At 62.2% G+C, this 20,155-nt stretch carries 17 protein-coding genes; 3 read left to right on the top strand and 14 right to left on the bottom strand.

Going from position 1 to position 20,155, the window contains the following annotated elements:
• Nucleotides 1-26: 26 nt before the first annotated feature.
• The 8 genes from hscA to P3T43_RS00100 form a co-directional block, all read right to left on the bottom strand.
• A complete protein-coding gene (gene hscA / locus P3T43_RS00135) occupies nt 27-1,898 on the bottom strand; it encodes a Fe-S protein assembly chaperone HscA (protein WP_429279015.1) in 1,872 nt (623 codons plus the stop codon).
• A gap of 87 nt (nt 1,899-1,985) precedes the next feature.
• Nucleotides 1,986-2,513 (bottom strand): Fe-S protein assembly co-chaperone HscB, encoded by a 528-nt coding sequence (hscB, locus tag P3T43_RS00130; protein ID WP_429279014.1) that lies wholly within the window; start codon nt 2,511-2,513, stop codon nt 1,986-1,988.
• A gap of 149 nt (nt 2,514-2,662) precedes the next feature.
• The gene (gene iscA, locus P3T43_RS00125) at nt 2,663-2,986 is read right to left on the bottom strand and encodes an iron-sulfur cluster assembly protein IscA (RefSeq protein WP_074299878.1); all 324 of its coding nucleotides are present in this window, start codon (nt 2,984-2,986) and stop codon (nt 2,663-2,665) included.
• A gap of 19 nt (nt 2,987-3,005) precedes the next feature.
• Nucleotides 3,006-3,422, bottom strand: a complete 417-nt coding sequence (gene iscU, locus P3T43_RS00120; protein ID WP_429279013.1) for a Fe-S cluster assembly scaffold IscU — start codon at nt 3,420-3,422, stop codon at nt 3,006-3,008.
• A gap of 74 nt (nt 3,423-3,496) precedes the next feature.
• On the bottom strand, nt 3,497-4,720 hold the full coding sequence (locus P3T43_RS00115; RefSeq protein WP_429279012.1) for an IscS subfamily cysteine desulfurase: 1,224 nt from the start codon (nt 4,718-4,720) through the stop codon (nt 3,497-3,499).
• A gap of 65 nt (nt 4,721-4,785) precedes the next feature.
• Nucleotides 4,786-5,316 carry a Fe-S cluster assembly transcriptional regulator IscR gene (iscR, locus tag P3T43_RS00110; RefSeq protein WP_429279011.1) on the bottom strand — a complete coding sequence of 177 codons (531 nt, stop codon included), beginning with the start codon at nt 5,314-5,316 and terminating at the stop codon, nt 4,786-4,788.
• Between the two features lie 167 nt (nt 5,317-5,483).
• A complete protein-coding gene (locus P3T43_RS00105; protein WP_429279010.1) occupies nt 5,484-5,981 on the bottom strand; it encodes a low molecular weight protein-tyrosine-phosphatase in 498 nt (165 codons plus the stop codon).
• A gap of 172 nt (nt 5,982-6,153) precedes the next feature.
• Complete coding sequence (locus tag P3T43_RS00100) at nt 6,154-6,393, bottom strand: hypothetical protein (RefSeq protein ID WP_429279009.1); 240 nt, start codon at nt 6,391-6,393, stop codon at nt 6,154-6,156.
• Between the two features lie 253 nt (nt 6,394-6,646).
• Here P3T43_RS00100 and P3T43_RS00095 point away from each other — a divergent pair, with 253 nt between their 5' ends.
• Nucleotides 6,647-7,159: a hypothetical protein gene (locus P3T43_RS00095; RefSeq protein ID WP_429279008.1), complete on the top strand. Its 513-nt coding sequence runs from the start codon at nt 6,647-6,649 to the stop codon at nt 7,157-7,159.
• Between the two features lie 55 nt (nt 7,160-7,214).
• On the opposite strand, the gene P3T43_RS00090 is transcribed toward P3T43_RS00095, so the two are convergent.
• Together P3T43_RS00090 and P3T43_RS00085 are read right to left on the bottom strand one after the other, a co-directional pair.
• A complete protein-coding gene (locus P3T43_RS00090; RefSeq protein WP_429279007.1) occupies nt 7,215-8,627 on the bottom strand; it encodes a lactate utilization protein B in 1,413 nt (470 codons plus the stop codon).
• A gap of 99 nt (nt 8,628-8,726) precedes the next feature.
• Nucleotides 8,727-9,449 (bottom strand): (Fe-S)-binding protein, encoded by a 723-nt coding sequence (locus P3T43_RS00085; RefSeq protein WP_429279006.1) that lies wholly within the window; start codon nt 9,447-9,449, stop codon nt 8,727-8,729.
• 191 nt (nt 9,450-9,640) lie between these two features.
• Between P3T43_RS00085 and P3T43_RS00080 the strand changes: the two genes are divergently transcribed.
• Complete coding sequence (locus P3T43_RS00080) at nt 9,641-10,447, top strand: IclR family transcriptional regulator (RefSeq protein ID WP_429279005.1); 807 nt, start codon at nt 9,641-9,643, stop codon at nt 10,445-10,447.
• Nucleotides 10,448-10,574: 127 nt separating this feature from the next.
• Here the strand turns inward: P3T43_RS00080 and pbpG are convergent, their stop codons facing one another.
• Nucleotides 10,575-11,759 carry a D-alanyl-D-alanine endopeptidase gene (gene pbpG / locus P3T43_RS00075; protein WP_429279004.1) on the bottom strand — a complete coding sequence of 395 codons (1,185 nt, stop codon included), beginning with the start codon at nt 11,757-11,759 and terminating at the stop codon, nt 10,575-10,577.
• Between the two features lie 802 nt (nt 11,760-12,561).
• Between pbpG and P3T43_RS00070 the strand changes: the two genes are divergently transcribed.
• Entirely contained in the window at nt 12,562-13,134 is a 573-nt protein-coding gene (locus P3T43_RS00070) for a phasin family protein (protein ID WP_429279003.1), read from the top strand.
• Between the two features lie 390 nt (nt 13,135-13,524).
• Here P3T43_RS00070 and lpdA read toward each other — a convergent pair whose 3' ends face one another.
• The 3 genes from lpdA to aceE all read right to left on the bottom strand — a co-directional run bounded on the left by lpdA (nt 13,525) and on the right by aceE (nt 20,039).
• Nucleotides 13,525-15,327 carry a dihydrolipoyl dehydrogenase gene (gene lpdA / locus P3T43_RS00065; RefSeq protein ID WP_429279002.1) on the bottom strand — a complete coding sequence of 601 codons (1,803 nt, stop codon included), beginning with the start codon at nt 15,325-15,327 and terminating at the stop codon, nt 13,525-13,527.
• A gap of 256 nt (nt 15,328-15,583) precedes the next feature.
• Nucleotides 15,584-17,257: a dihydrolipoyllysine-residue acetyltransferase gene (aceF, locus tag P3T43_RS00060; RefSeq protein ID WP_429279001.1), complete on the bottom strand. Its 1,674-nt coding sequence runs from the start codon at nt 17,255-17,257 to the stop codon at nt 15,584-15,586.
• Between the two features lie 85 nt (nt 17,258-17,342).
• Nucleotides 17,343-20,039: a pyruvate dehydrogenase (acetyl-transferring), homodimeric type gene (aceE, locus tag P3T43_RS00055; protein ID WP_429279000.1), complete on the bottom strand. Its 2,697-nt coding sequence runs from the start codon at nt 20,037-20,039 to the stop codon at nt 17,343-17,345.
• Nucleotides 20,040-20,155 lie beyond the last annotated feature (116 nt).

Here is a 20,155-nt window from a genome sequence, read left to right as displayed (position 1 = left end):
CGAACCGCGGACCCGCCACCGCTTGCTCAGATATCGTCGAGCTTGCGGCCGGCGAGCGCGCGGCGGATGCCCTTGTTCATGCGGCGGGCGGCAAACTCGTCGGTGCCTTCGGCCACGGTTTTCGTCGCGGCTTCGATCGCCTCCACGTCGGCGCCCTGGGCTACGTCACGCAAGCCGTTGAGCAAACCGTCGAGCGCGGCGCGTTCGGACTCGTCGAGCAATTCAGCGTCCGCTGCGAGCGCCGCATCCGTGGCTTCGATCAACCGTTGTGCTTCCACCTGCGCCTCGCGTAGCGCGCGGGCGCGCATGTCGACTTCGGCCGTGTTGAAGCTGTCTTCCAGCATCCTCGCGATGTCGTCGTCGGCGAGGCCGTACGACGGCTTCACGACCACCGATGCTTCCACGCCCGAATGCTGCTCGCGTGCGAAGACCGACAGCAGGCCGTCCGCGTCGACCTGATAGGTCACACGAATGCGAGCCGCGCCGGCCGCCATCGGCGGAATGCCACGCAGCTCGAAACGCGCGAGCGAGCGGCAGTCCGACACGAGTTCGCGCTCGCCCTGCACGACGTGAATCGCCATCGCCGTCTGGCCGTCCTTGAAGGTGGTGAAATCCTGCGCACGCGCGACCGGGATCGTCGAATTACGCGGGATGATCTTCTCGGTCAGGCCGCCCATCGTCTCGACGCCAAGCGACAGCGGGATGACGTCGAGCAGCAGCCAGTCGTCGCCGTCGGCGCCACGATTGCCGGCCAGCAGGTCCGCCTGGATCGCCGCGCCGAGCGCGACCACCTGGTCGGGATCGAGATTGATCAAAGGCGGCTGACCGAAGAATGCCGCCACCGCACGGCGGATCACCGGCATGCGGGTTGCGCCGCCCACCAGCACCACGCCCTGGATTTCTTTGGTCGTGACCTTCGCGTCGCGCAGCGCTTTTTTGGTCGGTCCCAGCGTGCGCTGCACCAGCGCCTGGGTGATAGCCTCGAAAGTAGTCTCGTCGAGCGTCAGATCGAGCTGGGTGCCATTCGAGAGGGTCGCCCGCAGGCTTGCCAGCGGCGCGTCCGACAACGCCTCCTTGGCCACACGCACGCTGTCCAGCAGCATCCGCACGTCTTCCACGCTGAGCGTCTGCGGCGCGATGCCGGCCTGCTCGAGCACATGACGGTACAGCGCGTGGTCGAAATCGTCGCCGCCGAGCGCGGAATCGCCGCCCGCCGCGAGGACTTCGAAGACGCCTTTGGTCAGCTTGAGGATCGACAGGTCGAAAGTTCCGCCGCCGAGGTCATACACGGCGTAGAGACCTTCGGAGCCATTGTCGAGACCGTAGGCGATCGCCGCAGCGGTCGGCTCGTTGAGCAGGCGCAGCACGTTCAGTCCGGCCAGACGGGCGGCGTCCTTGGTGGCCTGGCGCTGCGCTTCGTCGAAATAGGCCGGCACGGTGATGACCGCGCCCACCAGATCGTCGCCGAGACTGTCTTCCGCGCGCTGACGCAGCGTCGCGAGAATTTCCGCCGACACTTCGACCGGGCTCTTCACGCCATCGACCGTGCGGATCTGCACCATGCCCGGTGCGTCGATGAAATCGTACGGGGCGTTTTCGGCGCCTTCCACTTCGGCCTTGCCGCGGCCCATGAAGCGCTTGACCGAGACGATCGTATTGCGCGGATCGCTCGCCGCTTCCGCCTTGGCGATACGGCCGATCCGGCGGCCGCCCTTCTCCAGATAGCGGACCACGGACGGCAGCAGCACATGGCCGTCCGCGTCGGGCAATACTTCGGCGAGGCCGCTACGCACCGCGGCGACGAGGGAATTGGTGGTGCCGAGATCGATGCCGACCGCGAGGCGCCGCTGATGCGGCGCAGGCGCCATGCCGGGTTCGGAGATTTGCAGTAAAGCCATCTGTGATCTTCTTCGAGGCGCGTTCCGCCCCGTCCTGAATGGTTCGCGTTGCTGGGTTGATCGGGCCGTGACCCCGGCGCTTGCGCGTCAGGTGTCGAGCCGTTCGATCTGCGTGCCGATTTCCGCCGCCACCCGCTCTATAAACATCAACTGCCGCACCGCCTCGCCCGCCGCCTGGTTCACCCCGCTGTCGAGCAAGGCGCCGAGTTTCGTGAAGCGTACCCGTTCCTCGTCGCGCAGCTCGGCCAGCAAGGCATCGAGCGCGTCGACATTCTTCGCCGCCGCGGCATCTTCGATCCCTTCGCGCCATTCCATCTGCTGCATCAGGAACGCCGGCTCCATGGCCGTGTTGTTCTCCGCACCGACATCGACGCCGCGCAACGCCAGCAGATAGGTGGCGCGCTTCAACGGATCGCGCAGGGTCTGGTACGCCTCGTTCGTGCGCGTGGCCCATTGCATCGCAACGCGTTTTTGCGCGTCGCCCGCGGCAGCGAAGCGATCGGGATGCACCTGCGACTGCACCGTGCGGTACGCGTGGTCGAGCGCACCCGCGTCGAGCGTGTATTGCGCCGGCAGGTCGAACAGGTCGAAGTGGCTATCGGTCAGCGAGGCCATCGAATCAGAGGTAATCCGTTCAAGAGGCGCACGTAGTGCGAAAAATAAGGCGGTACAACAAGCTGCGAGGTTGAACCCGCTATCCGGTACGACAAATTAAAAAGGCGGCCCGCGCCGCCTTTTTTCCGCTTCACGCGGAATCGTTCCACTCAGACGCGGAACGATTCGCCGCAACCGCACTCGTCCTTCACGTTCGGGTTGTTGAACTTGAAGCCTTCGTTCAGCCCTTCACGTGCGAAGTCGAGTTCCGTGCCGTCGATATAGGCGAGGCTCTTCGGGTCGACAATGATTTTCACGCCATTGCAGTCGAATACCTGATCTTCGGGCGCGAGTTCATCCACATATTCGAGCTTGTAGGCCAAGCCCGAGCATCCGGTCGTACGCACGCCGAGCCTCAGCCCGACACCCTTGCCGCGTCGGACCAGATACTTCTGGACGTGCTGTGCTGCCTTTTCAGTCAACGTAATTGCCATAGCGTTTCTCGTTGCCGCCTTATGCGGCGTGCTGCTTGTCGCCCGCTTCTGCGGTTTCGCCGTGACGCTGCTTGTAATCAGCCACTGCGGCCTTGATCGCGTCTTCCGCGAGGATCGAGCAGTGGATCTTGACCGGCGGCAGCGCGAGTTCTTCGGCGATCTGCGTGTTCTTGATGGACATGGCCTGATCGAGCGTCTTGCCTTTCACCCATTCCGTGACGAGCGAGCTCGACGCGATCGCCGAACCGCAACCGTACGTCTTGAACTTCGCGTCTTCGATGATGCCGTCCGCACCCACGCGGATCTGCAGCTTCATCACGTCGCCGCACGCCGGCGCCCCGACCATGCCGGTGCCCACTGCATCGTCGTCCTTGGCAAACGAGCCGACGTTGCGCGGATTTTCGTAGTGGTCCAGAACCTTGTCGCTATAAGCCATGATTACACTCCTTGATTCGTTTCAACCTGCATTCGGTGCGATGTTTCGCCCAGTAGATACAACCGTGCGGCAGCTTAGTGCGCAGCCCACTGGATCGTCGAAATATCGATACCGTCCTTGTACATTTCCCACAGCGGCGACAGATCGCGCAGCTTCGAAATCTTGGTCTTCAGCAGGTTGATGACGTATTCGACGTCCTGCTCCGTCGTAAAGCGGCCCACCGTAAAGCGGATCGAGCTGTGCGCCAGTTCGTCGTTGCGGCCGAGAGCGCGCAGCACGTACGACGGCTCGAGCGACGCCGAGGTGCAAGCCGAGCCCGACGACACCGCGACATCCTTCACGGCCATGATCAGCGATTCGCCTTCGACGAAATTGAAGCTGATGTTCAGGTTGTGCGGCACACGCTTTTCCATGTCGCCGTTCACATAGGTTTCTTCCATGTCCTGCAGGCCGCGCAGCAGACGGTCGCGCAACATGCGGATGCGCTCGTTTTCCGTCGCCATTTCTTCACGTGCGAGACGGAAGGCTTCGCCCATGCCGACGATCTGGTGCGTGGCCAGCGTGCCCGAACGCATGCCGCGCTCGTGACCGCCGCCGTGCATCTGCGCTTCGATACGGATGCGCGGCTTACGACGCACGTACAGCGCGCCGATGCCCTTCGGGCCGTATGTCTTGTGGGCCGAGAACGACATCAGGTCGACCTTCAGCGTTTGCAGGTCGATCTCGATCTTGCCGGTGGCCTGAGCAGCGTCGACGTGGAAAATGATGCCCTTTTCACGGGTGATCTCGCCAATCGCCGCGATGTCCTGCACCACGCCGATCTCGTTGTTCACCGACATCACCGAGACCAGAATCGTGTCCGGGCGCAGTGCGGCCTTGAACACGTCGAGGTCGATCAGACCGTCGTCCTTGACGTCCAGATACGTGACTTCGAAGCCTTCGCGCTCGAGTTCGCGACAAGTGTCGAGCACAGCCTTATGCTCGGTCTTCACCGTGATGATGTGCTTGCCCTTGCTCTTGTAGAAGTGCGCGGCACCCTTGATGGCGAGGTTATCCGACTCCGTTGCGCCCGAGGTCCAGATGATTTCGCGCGGATCGGCATTCACCAGCGCGGCGACGTTCTCGCGCGCTTCCTCGACCGCACGTTCCGCATCCCAGCCATACGAGTGGCTGCGCGATGCCGGGTTGCCGAACTGCTCGCGCAGGTACGGAATCATCTTGTCCACCACGCGCGGGTCGACCGGAGTCGTGGCGCTGTAGTCCATGTAAATGGGCAGGTGGGGAATCTCGTTATTCATGAATCGCTCCGGGGGACATCATTGCTCTGGCTCTTGGGTTCTGAGTTCGCTGGCTTCGCGGCGCTCTACGAACTGGCCATATTGAAAACGGAATTCGGTCCGCGCGGCGCGACGCGGGTGGGTTCGACCGCCGGCGCCTCGCTACGGCGGTCGCGCAGCACGGCGGGCGCGCCTTCGCGCGAACGTTGCTGATCGACCAGATCTTTCAGGGAGACCGAATCCAGGTACTCGACCATTTTCTGGTTCAGGGTGGACCACAATTCGTGCGTCATGCAGTGGCCGTCGTGCTGTTTGGTGCCTTCGCACGTACCCTTGCCGCCGCATTGGGTGGCGTCGAGCGGCTCGTCGACGGCGATGATGATGTCCGCAACGGTGACGTCTTCGGCGCGGCGCGCCAGATTGTAGCCACCGCCGGGCCCGCGCACGGACTCGACGATCTCATGACGGCGCAGTTTGCCGAACAGCTGCTCGAGGTAGGACAGGGAAATGTGCTGGCGCTGACTGATACCCGCAAGCGTCACCGGGCCCTGCTCCTGGCGCAACGCCAGGTCAATCATCGCCGTGACGGCGAAACGGCCTTTTGTGGTGAGTCTCATGATGTATGGGGATCGCAATTCTCGACAAGTTTGGTCAAGTATAAATACATGAGCAAATTAGTCAAGTATCCCTATCGCAAATTGGGTCATGTGTCGCTTGAGATGGCGCTGAAATCGCGCGTCCTGACGCTGCTGGACACCTGGCCGCTGCGCCGTTTGGCGCCCACTCAGGCCGCCAGTTGCGGATGCAGCGCGGCGATCAGTCCCCGGCAGGCGGCCTCGCACTGGTCGAGCACCTGCTCGAAGCCCGCTGCGCCGCCGAAATAGGGATCGGTCACTTCACGCTCGCCGGCCCAGCGGGAATCGTTTTGTGGCACGAACTCCAGCAGCAGGCGAATCTTGTCGCGCTGCGCCGGCGGGCAAATCCGCTGCAAGGCGGCGACGTTGGCGTCGTCCATCGCGATCAGCAGATCGAAGCGCTCGAAGTCCGGCGCCGCAATCTGGCGGCCGCGCAGTCCCGAAAGATCGTAGCCGCGCTGTGCCGCCGCGTGCTGCGCGCGCTCGTCGGGCGGCGCGCCGACATGCCAGTTGCCGGTACCGGCTGAATCGATGGTGATGCGTTCCGCCAGCCGCGCCTCGTCCACCTGATGCCGCATCACCCCTTCCGCGGTCGGGGACCGGCAGATGTTCCCGAGGCAGACAAAACAGATGGCGATGGTTTTCATCAAAGGCGCTGGATGCGATGCATCCGGTCGAGTTGGCAAGTGCCGCGATTATACAAAGGTGCACAGAATCGCGCCGGTCGCGTGCCCGGCGCGCAGCCTTGGGCTGCGGGACCTGGGGGTCGCCCGCGGGGTTATCTGTCCGGCGTGGGCGTCGTTGCTCGGGGGAGGCGATTCAGGACGCTTCGGACGTCTGCGCGGAAACAACCGTACGCATCGGCTTGACCGGCATGCCAGCCTCATTGCCAACCAGGCCATACGACACCGTACGCGCCAGTTCCGCCGTGAGCTGGCTGGCACCCAGCGTCGGCTGCGGGGCCCGCGAAGCACCTTCTCCGCTTACATACAGATACGCTGCCGCGGCAAACGGCATAAACACGGCCAATGGCCAGTACATCGATATTGTCTTTCTCATGATGTGATTCTCTTTTCCGATTGAGGCACTAGGGGCTCGTGACCCACTATGCCCAGTCGAGATCATATAGAAATAATCAATCAGGGAAAACCCGTCATAGCGAGATACAGCGTTGCGCCAAAGGAAACAATCGCCAGCGGGAGGGTCCGCTGGGGCACCGCGTCGTGGTCGGAATCACATCCTTACAAAGTTATACAGTTTTCTTTCGCTGGGCATTCAAAATGGCGGCTCGATCAAAACGCTGCCCGGAACCATGTCGCATCGAATCACACGTTTTACGTTCGCTCTCGCAGGCCTGGCCTTGCTCGGTGGCTGTGCCGTCTATCCGGATGGAGCACCGGTTTATGGCGGTGACTATTACGGATATGGCGGCGAACCGCCGGTAGTTCAATCGGAGGTTCTGATTGGCGCTGGCGGTTCGTCAGGACCCGGTTATTACGATCAGCGTCGTGGCTATGGACCCGGTTATCACGGCCAGTCGAATTGGGGCGGATGGGGCGGACACCCGCGTCCGGACTACGGTGCGCATTCCCGTCCCGGCGACGGAGGACCGCATAGCCCGCCGCCATCCAGTGTGTCTGGCGGGCCCGTCTATGGAGGCACGGCTGGTGGACGCCCAGGGGGCCCACCACCGCAAAGCCGCAACACCGGCGGACAGCGCGGTGGCGGTGGCGGTGGTGGTGGTGGTGGTGGCGGATCGGGAAGTGGAAATAACCGCTCCGCCGGTTATGGCTACGGCTCCGGCCAGCACTCCAACTCGCATTGACCTCGGGCGACCCCGCCCGCACCCAGTCGCTCAGATCAAATCGGCCAGACGCGCCCTATCCGAGATGACTGCGCTGCGCCGCGTAGAGCTCCCGGAAGGTGCGGCCCACCGGCGCCGGCAAATCGCGGCTGTTCGTCCAACCCGCAGCGAGCGGCAGACGCGCAATCGCCCGCCGACGGCCCCCCATTCGTTCGAGCACCCGCACCGCCAGCTTGGTGAACAACGCGTAAGCGTCCGGATGCAGCGCAAGAAAGCCCCACACTGCCAGCCCCGCACGTTCCCGCCACGGTCGCAGGTGCCGCTCGACCTGCTTCTCGCGCAGCTTGCGCAACAGGTCGGAGAGTGGAATGCCGACCGGACAGACGCTATTGCATTCGCCGCACAGCGTGGCGGCTTGCGGCAAGTCGAGCGCCTGGTCGAGTCCTACGTAGCTCGGCGTCAGCACTGACCCCATGGGCCCCGGATACACCCAGCCATAGGCGTGACCGCCGACCTTCTGATAAACCGGACAATGATTCATGCAGGCGCCGCAACGGATACAGCGCAGCATCTCCTGAAAGTCTCCGCCGATCAGCCCAGTGCGCCCGCCATCAACCAGCACCACGTACATATGCTCGGGGCCGTCCTGATCGCCCGGACCGCGCGGCCCTGTCAGCACCGAAAAGTAGTTCGAGGTCGCCTGGCCGGTGGCCGAGCGAGGCAGCAGCCGCATCGCCGTGGCCAGGTCTTCGAGGGTCGGCAGGATTTTTTCGATACCCGTGACCGCTACATGCACGCGCGGCATCACCGTGCACATACCCTCGTTGCCCTCGTTGGTGACGAGCGCGACCGAGCCGGTCTGCGCCACCAGAAAGTTGCCGCCCGTCACGCCCATGTCCGCCGTCATGAAATGCGGACGCAGGACTTCGCGGGCCTCGCGCGTCATCTCGGGAATCTCGGTCAGGCGCGGCCGCTGGTGTGTTCTGGCAAACAGATCGGCGATCTCGTCCTTATCCTTGTGGACCACCGGCGCGATGATATGGCTCGGCGGTTCGTTGTCGTTGATCTGCAGGATGTACTCGCCGAGATCGGTTTCGATCGATTGCACGCCCATCTGTCCCAGCACTTCGTTCAGGCGCATTTCCTCGGTGACCATCGACTTGGTCTTGATCACCTTCTTCACGTCGTGCCGGCGGGCGATATCCGCGACGAGCCGGGCCGCTTGCTGGGTCGTCTCCGCATACAGGACGGTGACGCCACGCCGGCTTGCCTCACGCTCGAAGGTCTCGAGCCACACATCGAGATTCTCGAGCGCGCGATTACGGCGCTCCTTGAGTGCCGCGCGGGTCGCGGCGAAATCGATCGCAGTGAGCGCGGCCGCCCGCGCCGAAACGAATTTGGTCGACAGCTTGGTGAGGTTCTGCTGCAGGCGCTGATCGGCGAGTTTCTGACCCGCGCGGGCTTTGAACTGCATCGTCTGAACTTGCATGGCGGCCTTTGGAATGCGCTTGCGAATTCGATTTCAGTAAATGACGGTGGTCCCCAAAACAGCACCGGCCTCGCGAATGCCTTCGCTGGCCGGATGACCTCACGCGTCGCCGGCCAGCACCTGTGCGATGTGCAGCACGCGCGTCGCGGTGTCGCCCGTGCGGCGCAAGCGGCCTTCAATATTGAGCATGCAGCCGAGGTCGCCCAACACCACCGCGCCCGCCCCGCTCGCGCTGATATTGGCGCACTTCTCGTCGACGATCGCCGTCGAGATATCGCCGTACTTCACCGCGAAGGTGCCGCCGAAGCCGCAGCAGTGTTCGCAATCCTTCATTTCCGTGACCGCCACGCCAGCCTGCGCGAGCAGCGCGCGTGGCTGCATCTTGACGCCCAGCTCGCGCAGCCCGGAACAGGAATCGTGATAAGTGACGGGCCCCGCGAACTCGCCCGGCGTCAACGCCACTTTGGCCACGTTCGCGAGGAAGTCAGTCAGCTCGAACACCTTGGGACGCAACCGGCCGAAGCGGCTCAGCATCTCCGGATCGTCGCCGAACAGATCGCCGTAATGCACCTGGATCATGCCGCCGCACGAACCCGACGGCACGACGATGTAATCGAACTGCTCGAATTCGCGCAGGGCCTTCTCGGCCAGATCGCGCGCGAGACCGCGCTCGCCGGAGTTGTAAGCAGGTTGCCCGCAGCAGGTTTGCGCCGGTGGCACGATGACCTCGAAGCCTGCCCGCTCGATCAGCTTGATCACCGAAAAACCGATTTCGGGACGCATCAGGTCAATCAGGCAGGTAACGAACAATCCGACTCGCATGGGCGCTCCTCCGGGAAAACGTCCCTGATTATCCGCTGTTTGCCGAACAATACCAACGCTAAAGCCACGCTTCGCGCTGCACGCCGGGCGTCTAGGCTAATTCGAATCCCGCCTCGAACGACGTTCGCTTTTTTCACAATACGATATACAATCAGTTTTCCGCTGTTTGTTGCGTCAACCGATTTCTCCCAATGAGCGATACGAACCCGGATCCCAAGACTTCGATCCAGGTGATCGAGCGCATGATGCGGCTGCTCGACGCCCTGGCTGCGCACACCGACCCGGTCAGCCTGAAGGAACTCGCACTGGGTACCGAGTTGCATCCCTCAACCGCCCACCGCATCCTGAACGACATGGTGACGTGCCGCCTCGTCGACCGGTCGGATCCGGGCACCTACCGGCTGGGTATGCGGCTGCTGGAACTCGGCAACCTGGTCAAGGCACGCCTGTCGGTGCGCGACGCTGCACTGCTGCCCATGCGTGAACTGCATCGCCTGACAGGGCAAACCGTGAATCTGTCGGTACGCCAGGGCGATGAGATCGTCTATATCGAACGGGCCTACTCGGAGCGCTCCGGCATGCAGGTGGTACGGGCGATCGGCGGGCGGGCGCCGCTGCATCTGACTTCGGTCGGCAAGCTGTTCCTCGCCGCAGACGAATCGACCCGCGTGCGCGCCTACGCGACCCGCACGGGCCTCTCGGGACACACCCAGAACAGCATTACGGATCTTGCCAAGCTCGAACGCGAGTTGTTGCACGTGCGCCAGCAGTCTTCCGCCCGCGATAACGAGGAACTGGAACTCGGCGTGCGCTGTATCGCGGCGGGCATCTACGACGACACCGGCAAGCTCGTCGCGGGCCTGTCACTGTCGGCACCGGCTGACCGTCTGCAGGATTCGTGGCTTGGCCAGCTCAGCAAGACGGCGCTGGTGATCTCCGCGTCGCTCGGCTATCAACCCGAGATACCGCCCGCCAGCGCGCATCATCAGCACGCGTGATTGGAGCTGAGCGGCCCTGAAGCGCGCAGTCGAGGCGCTTCAAATGTAAAAGCCCCGCAATTGCGGGGCTTTTTGCTGGTGCTGCCTTCGCGATCTGAAGGCAGCGCACTTCCGGCATCGTGCGGGTTCAGGTGCCCGGACCGCTGGCGTCGGCACTGGTGATGTGCGCGTCGCCGCCACCGTTATCGAGCCACGTACGCAGACGCGTCGCGTCCGCGAAGCGCGAGTACTTGCCCGAGGAATCGAGCAGCACCACGATCATCGGGCGGCCGTGAATGGTCGCCTGCATCACGAGACACTCACCCGCTTCGTTGATGAAGCCGGTCTTCTGCAGACCGATGTCCCACGTGGGGTTGCGCACCAGCGCATTCGTGCTGTTGTAAGCAATCGAACGCTTGCCGGTGTACACCTCGTAGCTATGATCGGTCGAGAACTGGCGGATCATCGGATACTGGTAAGCCGCGTTGACCATCTTGACCAGATCGCGCGCGGTCGACACGTTCTCGCTCGTTAGGCCCGACGGGCTTTCGAAGTGCGTGTCGGTCATGCCGAGTTGCTTCGCCTTGGCGTTCATGGCCGCGAGGAAAGCCGGACGGCCGCCCGGGAAGTAACGCGAGAGCGATGCAGCCGCGCGGTTTTCCGATGCCATCAGCGCGATATGCAGCATATCTTCACGCGAGAGCACCGAACCGACCGCGAGGCGCGAACCGGTGTTCTTGATGTAGTCGCGATCTTCGTCCGTGACTTCGATCTGCTCGGTCAGCGGCGCCTTCGAATCCAGCACCACCATGGCCGTCATCAGCTTGGTGATCGAAGCGATCGGCACCACGGCCCGCGAGTTCTTGTCGAACAGCGACTCGCCGGTATTCTGGTCGATCACGTACGCGACGCTCGAACGCAAGGCAAGCGCGTCCGGCGTGTCGTGCAGACCGAATGCCTGGCCGACCGTCGGCTGGCGCGGTTCATATGCGACCTGGCGGACCACCGAGCGGCGGCGGCCGTTCAACGTATACGACACGCGATGCCGGCGGGTTTCGACGCGCGGCGCGTCGTCGTCAGTCGCGGCGGCGGTCTGTGCGGCTTTGGACTTCTTCGCCGCGACGGAGGAGCCGGCCTTGCGGGCCGACTTCGCGGTATTGAGGGGTTTCTTACTGGTGTTGGCGGGGGCGGCAGCGGCTGTAGCCGTCGCCGCAAAAGCGTCGACAGGCGCAGCGAACGCAGCTGCGATGACCACCGAGGCGGCCACCGACACAGCGGTGCTGAGGGCCACGCCGTGGATCACTTTGAGCGACGAAAACATGTCGGTTTTCATTGGTGTTCTGTCAGGGGCGGCGAGGATTTTACGCAAGTGTAGTAAAACCACGAAAAATTAGCAATATTAAGCACTTATCGATGCTCTTTAAACCGGCTTATAAGATCCGATTATCAAAAGTCTATCGGATTTGTAAGCGCAATCGAAAAAAACGATCGTGCTCGCGGACGTTCGTCGAGCAGTTATGCACGGGATTGGAGCGATCCTAGCAGCATAACGGCAAATTTGAGACAACCTTGATCCGGGGAAATACGGTCGTTCCATGAACCGCGAAACGCCGCGTGCCGGAGCCCAGCGGACCTTCATCAGGGCTGCGGCCAATGCACCGACCGGCAGACAGTTAAGCGTCCGCTGCAGATCAGGCCATCGCGCATTCGACCGGGATGTCGGATTAACGTTCCGCGACAGATTCCGGTTTACATGAATTGTTGTTTAAGCGCATCTCGCCGTCAGATTCCCTCTGTCCCTACCCCTTTTTTCCGACCGCCGTCGCCTCGGCGATGTAACGTCTGTCCCTTCGCAGACGCAGCATCCGCGACCGCTCCAGCGCGCACCAGCCCTGTGCAGCGGCCAATCGACCTGCGTCATGGTTATGTCATATGCATTTCATAACGTCTTGTTTTATCGAGAATTTCTTAACATTGTGCGGCGCACAAAAAACGCTTGACATTCCTCGCCGCCATCCTAAAATAGGTGTCATTGCTGCAACGCACAATTACTGCAGCGCAAGGTGTGAAAGAGAGTTTTGCCATTAACCCAACACGGTCCGCATCAGACGGACCGTCCATCCAGGAGCGTAAACATGTCACTGCTGACCCCTGAGCAAATCGCCGCAGCACAGAAGGCCAACCTCGAAACCCTGTTTGGTCTGACGACCAAGGCATTCGAAGGCATCGAAAAGCTGGTTGAGCTGAACCTGCAAGTCGTGAAGTCGACGCTCGTGGAAAGCCAGGAAAATGCACAACGTGCGCTGTCGGTGAAGGACGCACAGGAATTTTTCGCGCTGCAAGCTGGCCTCACGCAACCGGTCTCGGAAAAGGCGCTGTCGTATGGCCGTCACGTGTATGAAATCGTGTCTGCTACGCAAGCCGAATTCGCCCGCGTTGCCGAAGCTCAGTACGAAGAGCAAAACCGTAAGGTGCAGTCGCTGGTTGAGAACGTCGCCAAGAATGCACCGGCTGGCTCGGAAACCGCCGTCGCCGTGATCAAGTCGGCTATCACCGCCGCCAACACCACGTACGAAACGGTTCATAAGGCAACCAAGCAAGCTGTCGAGATCGCTGAAAGCAACTTCAACGCAGCCGCTACGGCAGCGTCGAAGGCCGCTTCGCAAGCTGCCGCTCAAGCTTCGCGCTCGGCCAAGAAGGCTGTCTAAGTGTTCGCCTCAGGTTTTAACTGAGGTTTCAAGCGTTTCAGTATCACGCGCATCAACACGCGCCGGCCGGTTTCACTGGCCGGCGCTTATCGCAGCAGCGCCGCGCAGCCCTCGCGTTCCACGCGTTTACTGCCGGCCGAACGCTCCGATACGTTGAACAGCGTATCGTTTGCCCGGCGAAGGCCGGGATTTTTTTGTCCTGGTCACGGCTGTCCCATTATCCAGGCAAGCAAACGAGGCAAGCGGAGTGCTGTAAACCTGAGAAACCCGCGCGGCGAATACTCTGCCCTGCTGGAATAAAAAACGGCGCGCCCTTTGCGGGGCGCGCCGTTTTTTTTGTGCGGATCAAAAGCGCTCACGCGAACTCCGCGCAAGCGCCCTCTCACGGCGTTACTTCTTTTTCTGCGGCGGCAGATCGGTACAGACGCCTTCATACAGCTCAGCGGCCATGCCGACCGATTCGCCGAGCGTCGGGTGCGGATGGATCGTTTTGCCGATATCCGTTGCGTCCGCGCCCATTTCGACGGCGAGACAGACTTCGCTGATCAGGTCGCCGGCATTCAGGCCCACGATGCCGCCACCGATCACGCGATGCGTTTCCTCGTCGAACAGCAGCTTCGTGAAGCCTTCGTCACGGCCGTTGGCAATGGCGCGACCCGAAGCAGCCCACGGGAACACGGCCTTGCCGTACTTGATACCTTCGGCTTTCAACTGGTCTTCCGTCTTGCCGGCCCAGGCCACTTCGGGATCGGTGTAGGCCACCGACGGAATCTGCAGCGCGTCGAAGTAGGCCTTCTCGCCGTGCGCAGCTTCGGCCGCCACGTGGCCTTCGTGCACGGCCTTGTGCGCGAGCATCGGCTGACCGACGATATCGCCGATTGCGAAGATATGCGGCACGTTGGTGCGCATCTGCTTGTCGACGTCGATGAAGCCGCGATCCGTTACGGCGACGCCAGCCTTGTCGGCACCGATTTTCTTGCCGTTCGGGCTGCGGCCCACCGCAACCAGCACGAGATCGTAACGCTGCGCTTCGGCCGGAGCCTTCTCGCCTTCGAACGTCACGTAGATACCGTCGTCCTTCGCTTCTGCGCCGGTCGTCTTGGTCTTCAGCATGACGTTGGCGAAACGCTTGCTGTTGTACTTCTCCCAGACCTTGACGAGGTCGCGATCGGCGCCGGCCATCAGGCCATCGAGCATTTCGACGACGTCGATCTGCGCGCCGAGCGTCGAGTAGACAGTCGCCATTTCGAGCCCGATGATGCCGCCGCCGATCACCAGCATGCGCTGGGGAATCTGCCGCAGTTCGAGCGCGCCGGTGGAATCGACCACGCGCGGATCTTCCGGAATGAACGGCAGCTTGACCGCTTCGGAGCCGGCCGCGATGATGGCCTGCTTGAACTTGACGACCTTCTTGCCGCCGTCCGTGACGACTTCCATGTGATGCGGGTCGACGAACGAACCGGTGCCGGTGACGACTTCGACCTTGCGCGCCTTGGCCATGCCGGCGAGACCGCCGGTCAGCTTCTTGACGACGCCGGACTTGAAGTCGCGCAGCTTGTCGAGATCGATCTGCGGCTTACCGAAGGTGATGCCGTGATGGCTCAGCGCATCGGCTTCGTCGATGACGAGCGCGGTGTGCAGAAGCGCCTTGGACGGAATACAGCCCACGTTCAGACAGACGCCGCCGAGCGTTGAATAACGTTCGACGAGCACGGTCTTCATGCCCAGATCCGCGGAGCGGAATGCCGCGGAATAGCCGCCGGGGCCCGAGCCGAGCACGAGCATGTCGCACTCGATATCGGCGCTACCGGAGAAACTGCCGGCCTGGGGCGCGGGAGCCGCGGCCTTGGGTGCAGCCGCCGCGGCGGCCTGCGGTTTGGCTTCGGCCGGAGCGGGGGCTTTTTCGGGCTCTTTAGCGGGAGCCTTGGGTGCATCTTTGGCTGGAGCCGCGTCCGCCGACGCTTCGACGAGCGCGATGACGGTCCCCTGGGAGACCTTATCACCGGCCTTGACGCGAACTTCCTTGACGGTGCCGGCGGTATCGCTGGGCACTTCAATGGAAGCCTTATCGGACTCGAGCGTCATGAGAGCTTGATCGATCTCGATGACGTCGCCCGGCTTGATATTGACTTCGATGACATCGACATCCTTGAAATCACCGATGTCGGGCACCTTCACTTCGACGAGACTCATAGTGTCCCCTTCTCTTATTGATCGTTGACGAACGAAGAACCCGAACTTTCGGCCTGACGGTCACTCTTGGCACAGATAGAAACATCCTTTGCTGTCCGCCAAAGGACGCGCCTTTCTTTTGCTTACTTTTCTTTGGAAGACAAAGAAAAGTAAGTGCCGCCCCAAGCAGGGGCGACACTAATAGACCGACACGAAAGCAGGTTCAACGACAAGCGCGAATGATCACAAAAACGCGCTGCCGGCATTCATCACCCAATCACAGAATCACACGCCGAAAATCGGCAAGAATCGCACCCAGATACGCATTAAACCGCGCAGCAGCAGCCCCATCGATAACCCGGTGGTCATACGACAGCGACAGCGGCATGGTCAGCCGCGGCACAAACTGCTTGCCGTCCCAAACGGGTTTCATGGCGCTACGCGACAGACCGAGAATCGCGACTTCAGGTGCATTGATGATCGGCGTGAAATGCGTCCCGCCAATCCCACCCAGCGACGAGATCGAGAAGCAGCCACCCTGCATCTGATCCGGCTTGAGCTTGCCGTCACGCGCGGCCTTGGAAAGCTCGGCCATTTCCGTTGCGATATCGACCAGCCCCTTCTTGTCCGCATCGCGAATCACCGGCACGACCAGCCCATTCGGCGTATCAGCAGCAAAACCGATGTGGTAGTACTGCTTGAACACGAGGTTATCGCCATCGAGGCTGGCGTTGAAGGTCGGGAATTTCTTCAGGGCGAAGACCACCGCCTTGATAACGAACGCCAGCATCGTGAACTTCACGCCGGCCTTTTCGTGTTCCTTGTTCAGTTGCACGCGCAGCGCTTCGAGTTCGGTGATATCCGCTTCGTCGTTGTTGGTGACGTGCGGAATCATGACCCAGTTGCGATGCAGGTTCGCGCCCGAAATCTTCTTGATACGTGACAGCGGCTTCGCCTCGACCGGGCCGAACTTCGTGAAATCCACCTTCGGCCACGGCAGCAGATTTAACTCGCCACCACCGCCGCCAGCAGCAGGCGCCGCAGCCGGAGCCGCACGCTGACCTGTCATCACGCCCTTGACGAACGCGGCGACGTCGTCCTGGGTAATGCGGCCCTTCGGACCCGTGCCCTGCACGCGCGACACATCCACGCCCAGTTCGCGCGCGAACTTGCGCACGGACGGCGAGGCGTGACTCGCCTTGCGCGCGCCGCCTTCGCCTGCCGGAATGATCGGTGCCTGAGCCAGCGCGGACGGTGCAGCCGGAGCCGGGCTCGGCGTAGCCGGCGCGTCGGACGGCTTTTCCGCAGCGGGTTTAGCCGCGGCAACCGGAGCCGGAGCGGCGGCCGCGCCGCCGTCGGCTTCGATCACTACGATCACGGAGCCTTCCGACACGTTGTCGCCGATCTTGACCTTCACTTCCTTGACGACACCGGCGGCCGTGCTCGGCACATCCATGGTCGCCTTGTCGGACTCGAGCGTGACCAGCGACTGCTCTTTCTCGACGCGATCGCCGACCTTCACCGCGATCTCGATGACGGGAATGTCCTTGTAGTCGCCGATATCCGGCACCTTCACTTCCTGCACACCGCCACCGCCAGCAGCGGGTGCCGGCGCGGCAGCAGGTGCCGGTGCCGGGGCAGGTGCTGCCGCAGCAGCAGGCGCCGGTGCAGCAGCCGCAGCCGCCGGCTTCGCAGCAGCCGCGCCGCCTTCCGCGCCTTCCAGCACGACGATCAAGGTGCCTTCCGACACGTTGTCGCCAACCTTGACCTTCACTTCCTTGACCGTGCCGGCAGCCGAACTCGGCACGTCCATCGTCGCCTTGTCCGATTCCAGCGTAACGAGCGATTGCTCTTTCTCGACGGTGTCACCCGCCTTCACCAGCACCTCGATGACAGGAATGTCCTTGTAATCGCCGATGTCCGGCACTTTGACTTCGATCGTTTGACTCATTGTTAGTGTCTCCTGGGCCGCGTACGCCGCCTGCTTCTGTGATCAGAAGCAGGCGCGCACGCCGTGGCACACGGGGAATGATGCCTTAGACGGTCATCGGGTTGGGTTTGGCAGGATCAAGGTTGTACTTCTTGAGCGCCTCGGCGACAACCTTGCGTTCGATCGTGCCTTCGTCTGCCAGCGCGTTCAGCGCGGCAACCGTGACCCAGTAACGATCGACTTCGAAGAAGTGACGCAGCTTTTCGCGCGTGTCCGAACGGCCGTAGCCATCCGTGCCCAGCACGATGAACTTCTGCGGCACGAACGCGCGAATCTGCTCGGTCAGCGCACGTACGTAGTCGGTCGATGCAATGACCGGACCTTGTGCGTCCTTCAGGAGCTTCTCGACGTGCGAGAGCTTCTTCTCTTCGGTCGGATGCAGCAGGTTCCAGCGCTGCACTTCATGGCCTTCGCGAGCCAGCTCAGTGAAGCTCGGCACGCTCCAGAGGTCGGCCGCGACGCCCCAGTCGGACTTCAGCAGTTCGGCTGCGGCGATCACTTCATTGAAGATCGTGCCCGCACCCATCAGCTGAACGCGCGGTGCCTTCTTGTCAGCCTCGGCCTTCCTGAAGGAATACATCCCCTTGATGATGTCGGCCGCTACTGACTCGCCCTGCGGAATCGCCGGGTGCTCGTAGTTCTCGTTCATCACCGTGACGTAGTAGTACACGTCTTCCTGCTCCGCCACCATGCGGCGCAGACCGTCCTGCATGATGACGGCGAGTTCGTAACCGAACGTCGGGTCATAGCTGATGCAGTTCGGCACCGAAGCCGCCCACAGCAGCGAGTGGCCGTCTTCGTGCTGCAGGCCTTCGCCGTTCAGTGTCGTACGCCCAGCCGTGCCGCCCAGCAGGAAGCCGCGCGAGCGCATGTCGCCCGCGGCCCACGCCAGATCGCCGATACGCTGGAAGCCGAACATCGAATAGAAGATGTAGAACGGGATCATGATCTCGCCGTGCGTCGAGTACGACGTCGCGGCCGCGATCCAGTCCGACATGCCGCCGGCTTCGTTGATCCCTTCCTGCAGGATCTGACCGGTTTCCGACTCACGGTAGAACATCAACTGATCGGAATCTTCCGGCACGTACTTCTGGCCTTGCTGATTCCAGATACCGATCTGACGGAACAGGCCTTCCATACCGAAGGTACGCGACTCGTCCGGCACGATCGGCACCACGCGCTTACCGAGCGCCTTGTCCTTCAGCAGGATGTTGAGAATCCGCACGAACGCCATCGTCGTGGAAATCTCGCGGCCTTCGCCCGTGCCCTTGAGCAGCGGTTCGAATGCGCTGAGGTCCGGCACCGGCAGCGACTGCGCCTTCTGACGACGCGCCGGCAGATAACCGCCCAGGTCCTGACGACGCGCGCGCATGTACTCGAGTTCCTTCGAACCTTCTTCGAACTTGAGATACGGCACGTGGACGAGGTCTTCGTCGGAGATCGGCAAACGGAACTGGTCGCGGAACTTCTTCAGGTGATCCACGTGCAGTTTCTTCTGCTGGTGGGTGATGTTCATCGCCTGACCAGCTTCGCCCATGCCGTAGCCCTTGATCGTCTTGGCGAGGATCACGGTAGGCTGGCCGTTGGAATTCGACGCTTCCTGGAACGCTGCGTAGATCTTGTGCGGATCGTGACCGCCGCGATTCAGGTTCCACACGTCTTCGTCGGACCATTCTGCAACCAGCGCCTTCAGTTCCGGCGTGTTGAAGAAGTGCTCGCGAACGTAGGCGCCCGACTCCGACTTGTACGTCTGATACTCGCCGTCCACGACTTCCATCATGCGGCGCATCAGCGCGCCCGACTTGTCGCGCTGGAACAGCGCATCCCAGCGGCTGCCCCAGATCACCTTGATGACGTTCCAGCCGGCGCCGCGGAATTCGCTTTCCAGTTCCTGGATGATCTTGCCGTTACCGCGCACCGGGCCATCCAGGCGCTGCAGGTTACAGTTGATCACGAACACCAGGTTGTCGAGACGTTCGCGGCCGGCCATGCCGATCGCGCCGAGCGATTCCGGCTCGTCCGTTTCGCCGTCGCCGAGGAAGGCCCAGACCTTGCGGCCGTCGGTCTTCGCAATGCCGCGCGCCTGCAGGTACTTCATGAAACGCGCCTGATAGATCGCCATGATCGGGCCAAGGCCCATCGAGACGGTCGGGAACTGCCAGAAGTCCGGCATCAGCCACGGGTGCGGATACGACGAGATGCCCTCGCCGCCCACTTCCTGACGGAAGTTGTCGAGCTGGTTTTCGGTCAGACGGCCGAGCAGGAACGCGCGCGAGTAGACACCCGGCGACGAGTGACCCTGCACGAACACGAGGTCGCCGCCGTGGTTTTCCGACGGTGCGTGCCAGAAGTGGTTGTAGCCGACGTCGTACAGCGTGGCCGCCGAGGCGAACGAAGCAATGTGGCCGCCGACGTTCGTGGCCTTACCCGCGCGCAGCACCATGGCAATGGCGTTCCAGCGCGTGTACGAGCGGATACGGTGTTCGATATCCTGGTCACCGGGAATCGGCACCTGGCGCGCGACGGGAATCGTATTGATGTAGGGAGTATTGGCGGAGAACGGCAGATGTTCGCCGTGCACGCGAGCAAATTCGATTTGCTTTTCGATCAGGTAGTGGGCGCGATCGGGGCCCACAGCAGAAATCACGCCATCCAGCGCTTCCAGCCATTCGCCGGTTTCCTGGGGATCGTCGTCTTTCTCGGCGGCGACATATTTCATGACTTCGTCGGGTACAGCGGACATGCTCGTCTCCTGAGGATAAGGAACGCTCTTTAAACAGACGACGCGGACGAGGTCCGACCGCGGCAGCTTCGGGCCGATTGTAATAAGTCGTTCGCCGTCTGCGCAACATAATTTTC

The sequence above is a fragment of the Paraburkholderia sp. GAS41 genome (assembly GCF_050436545.1).
Taxonomy (GTDB): Bacteria; Pseudomonadota; Gammaproteobacteria; order Burkholderiales; family Burkholderiaceae; genus Paraburkholderia.
This window is presented reverse-complemented; position numbering and strand designations above follow the sequence as displayed.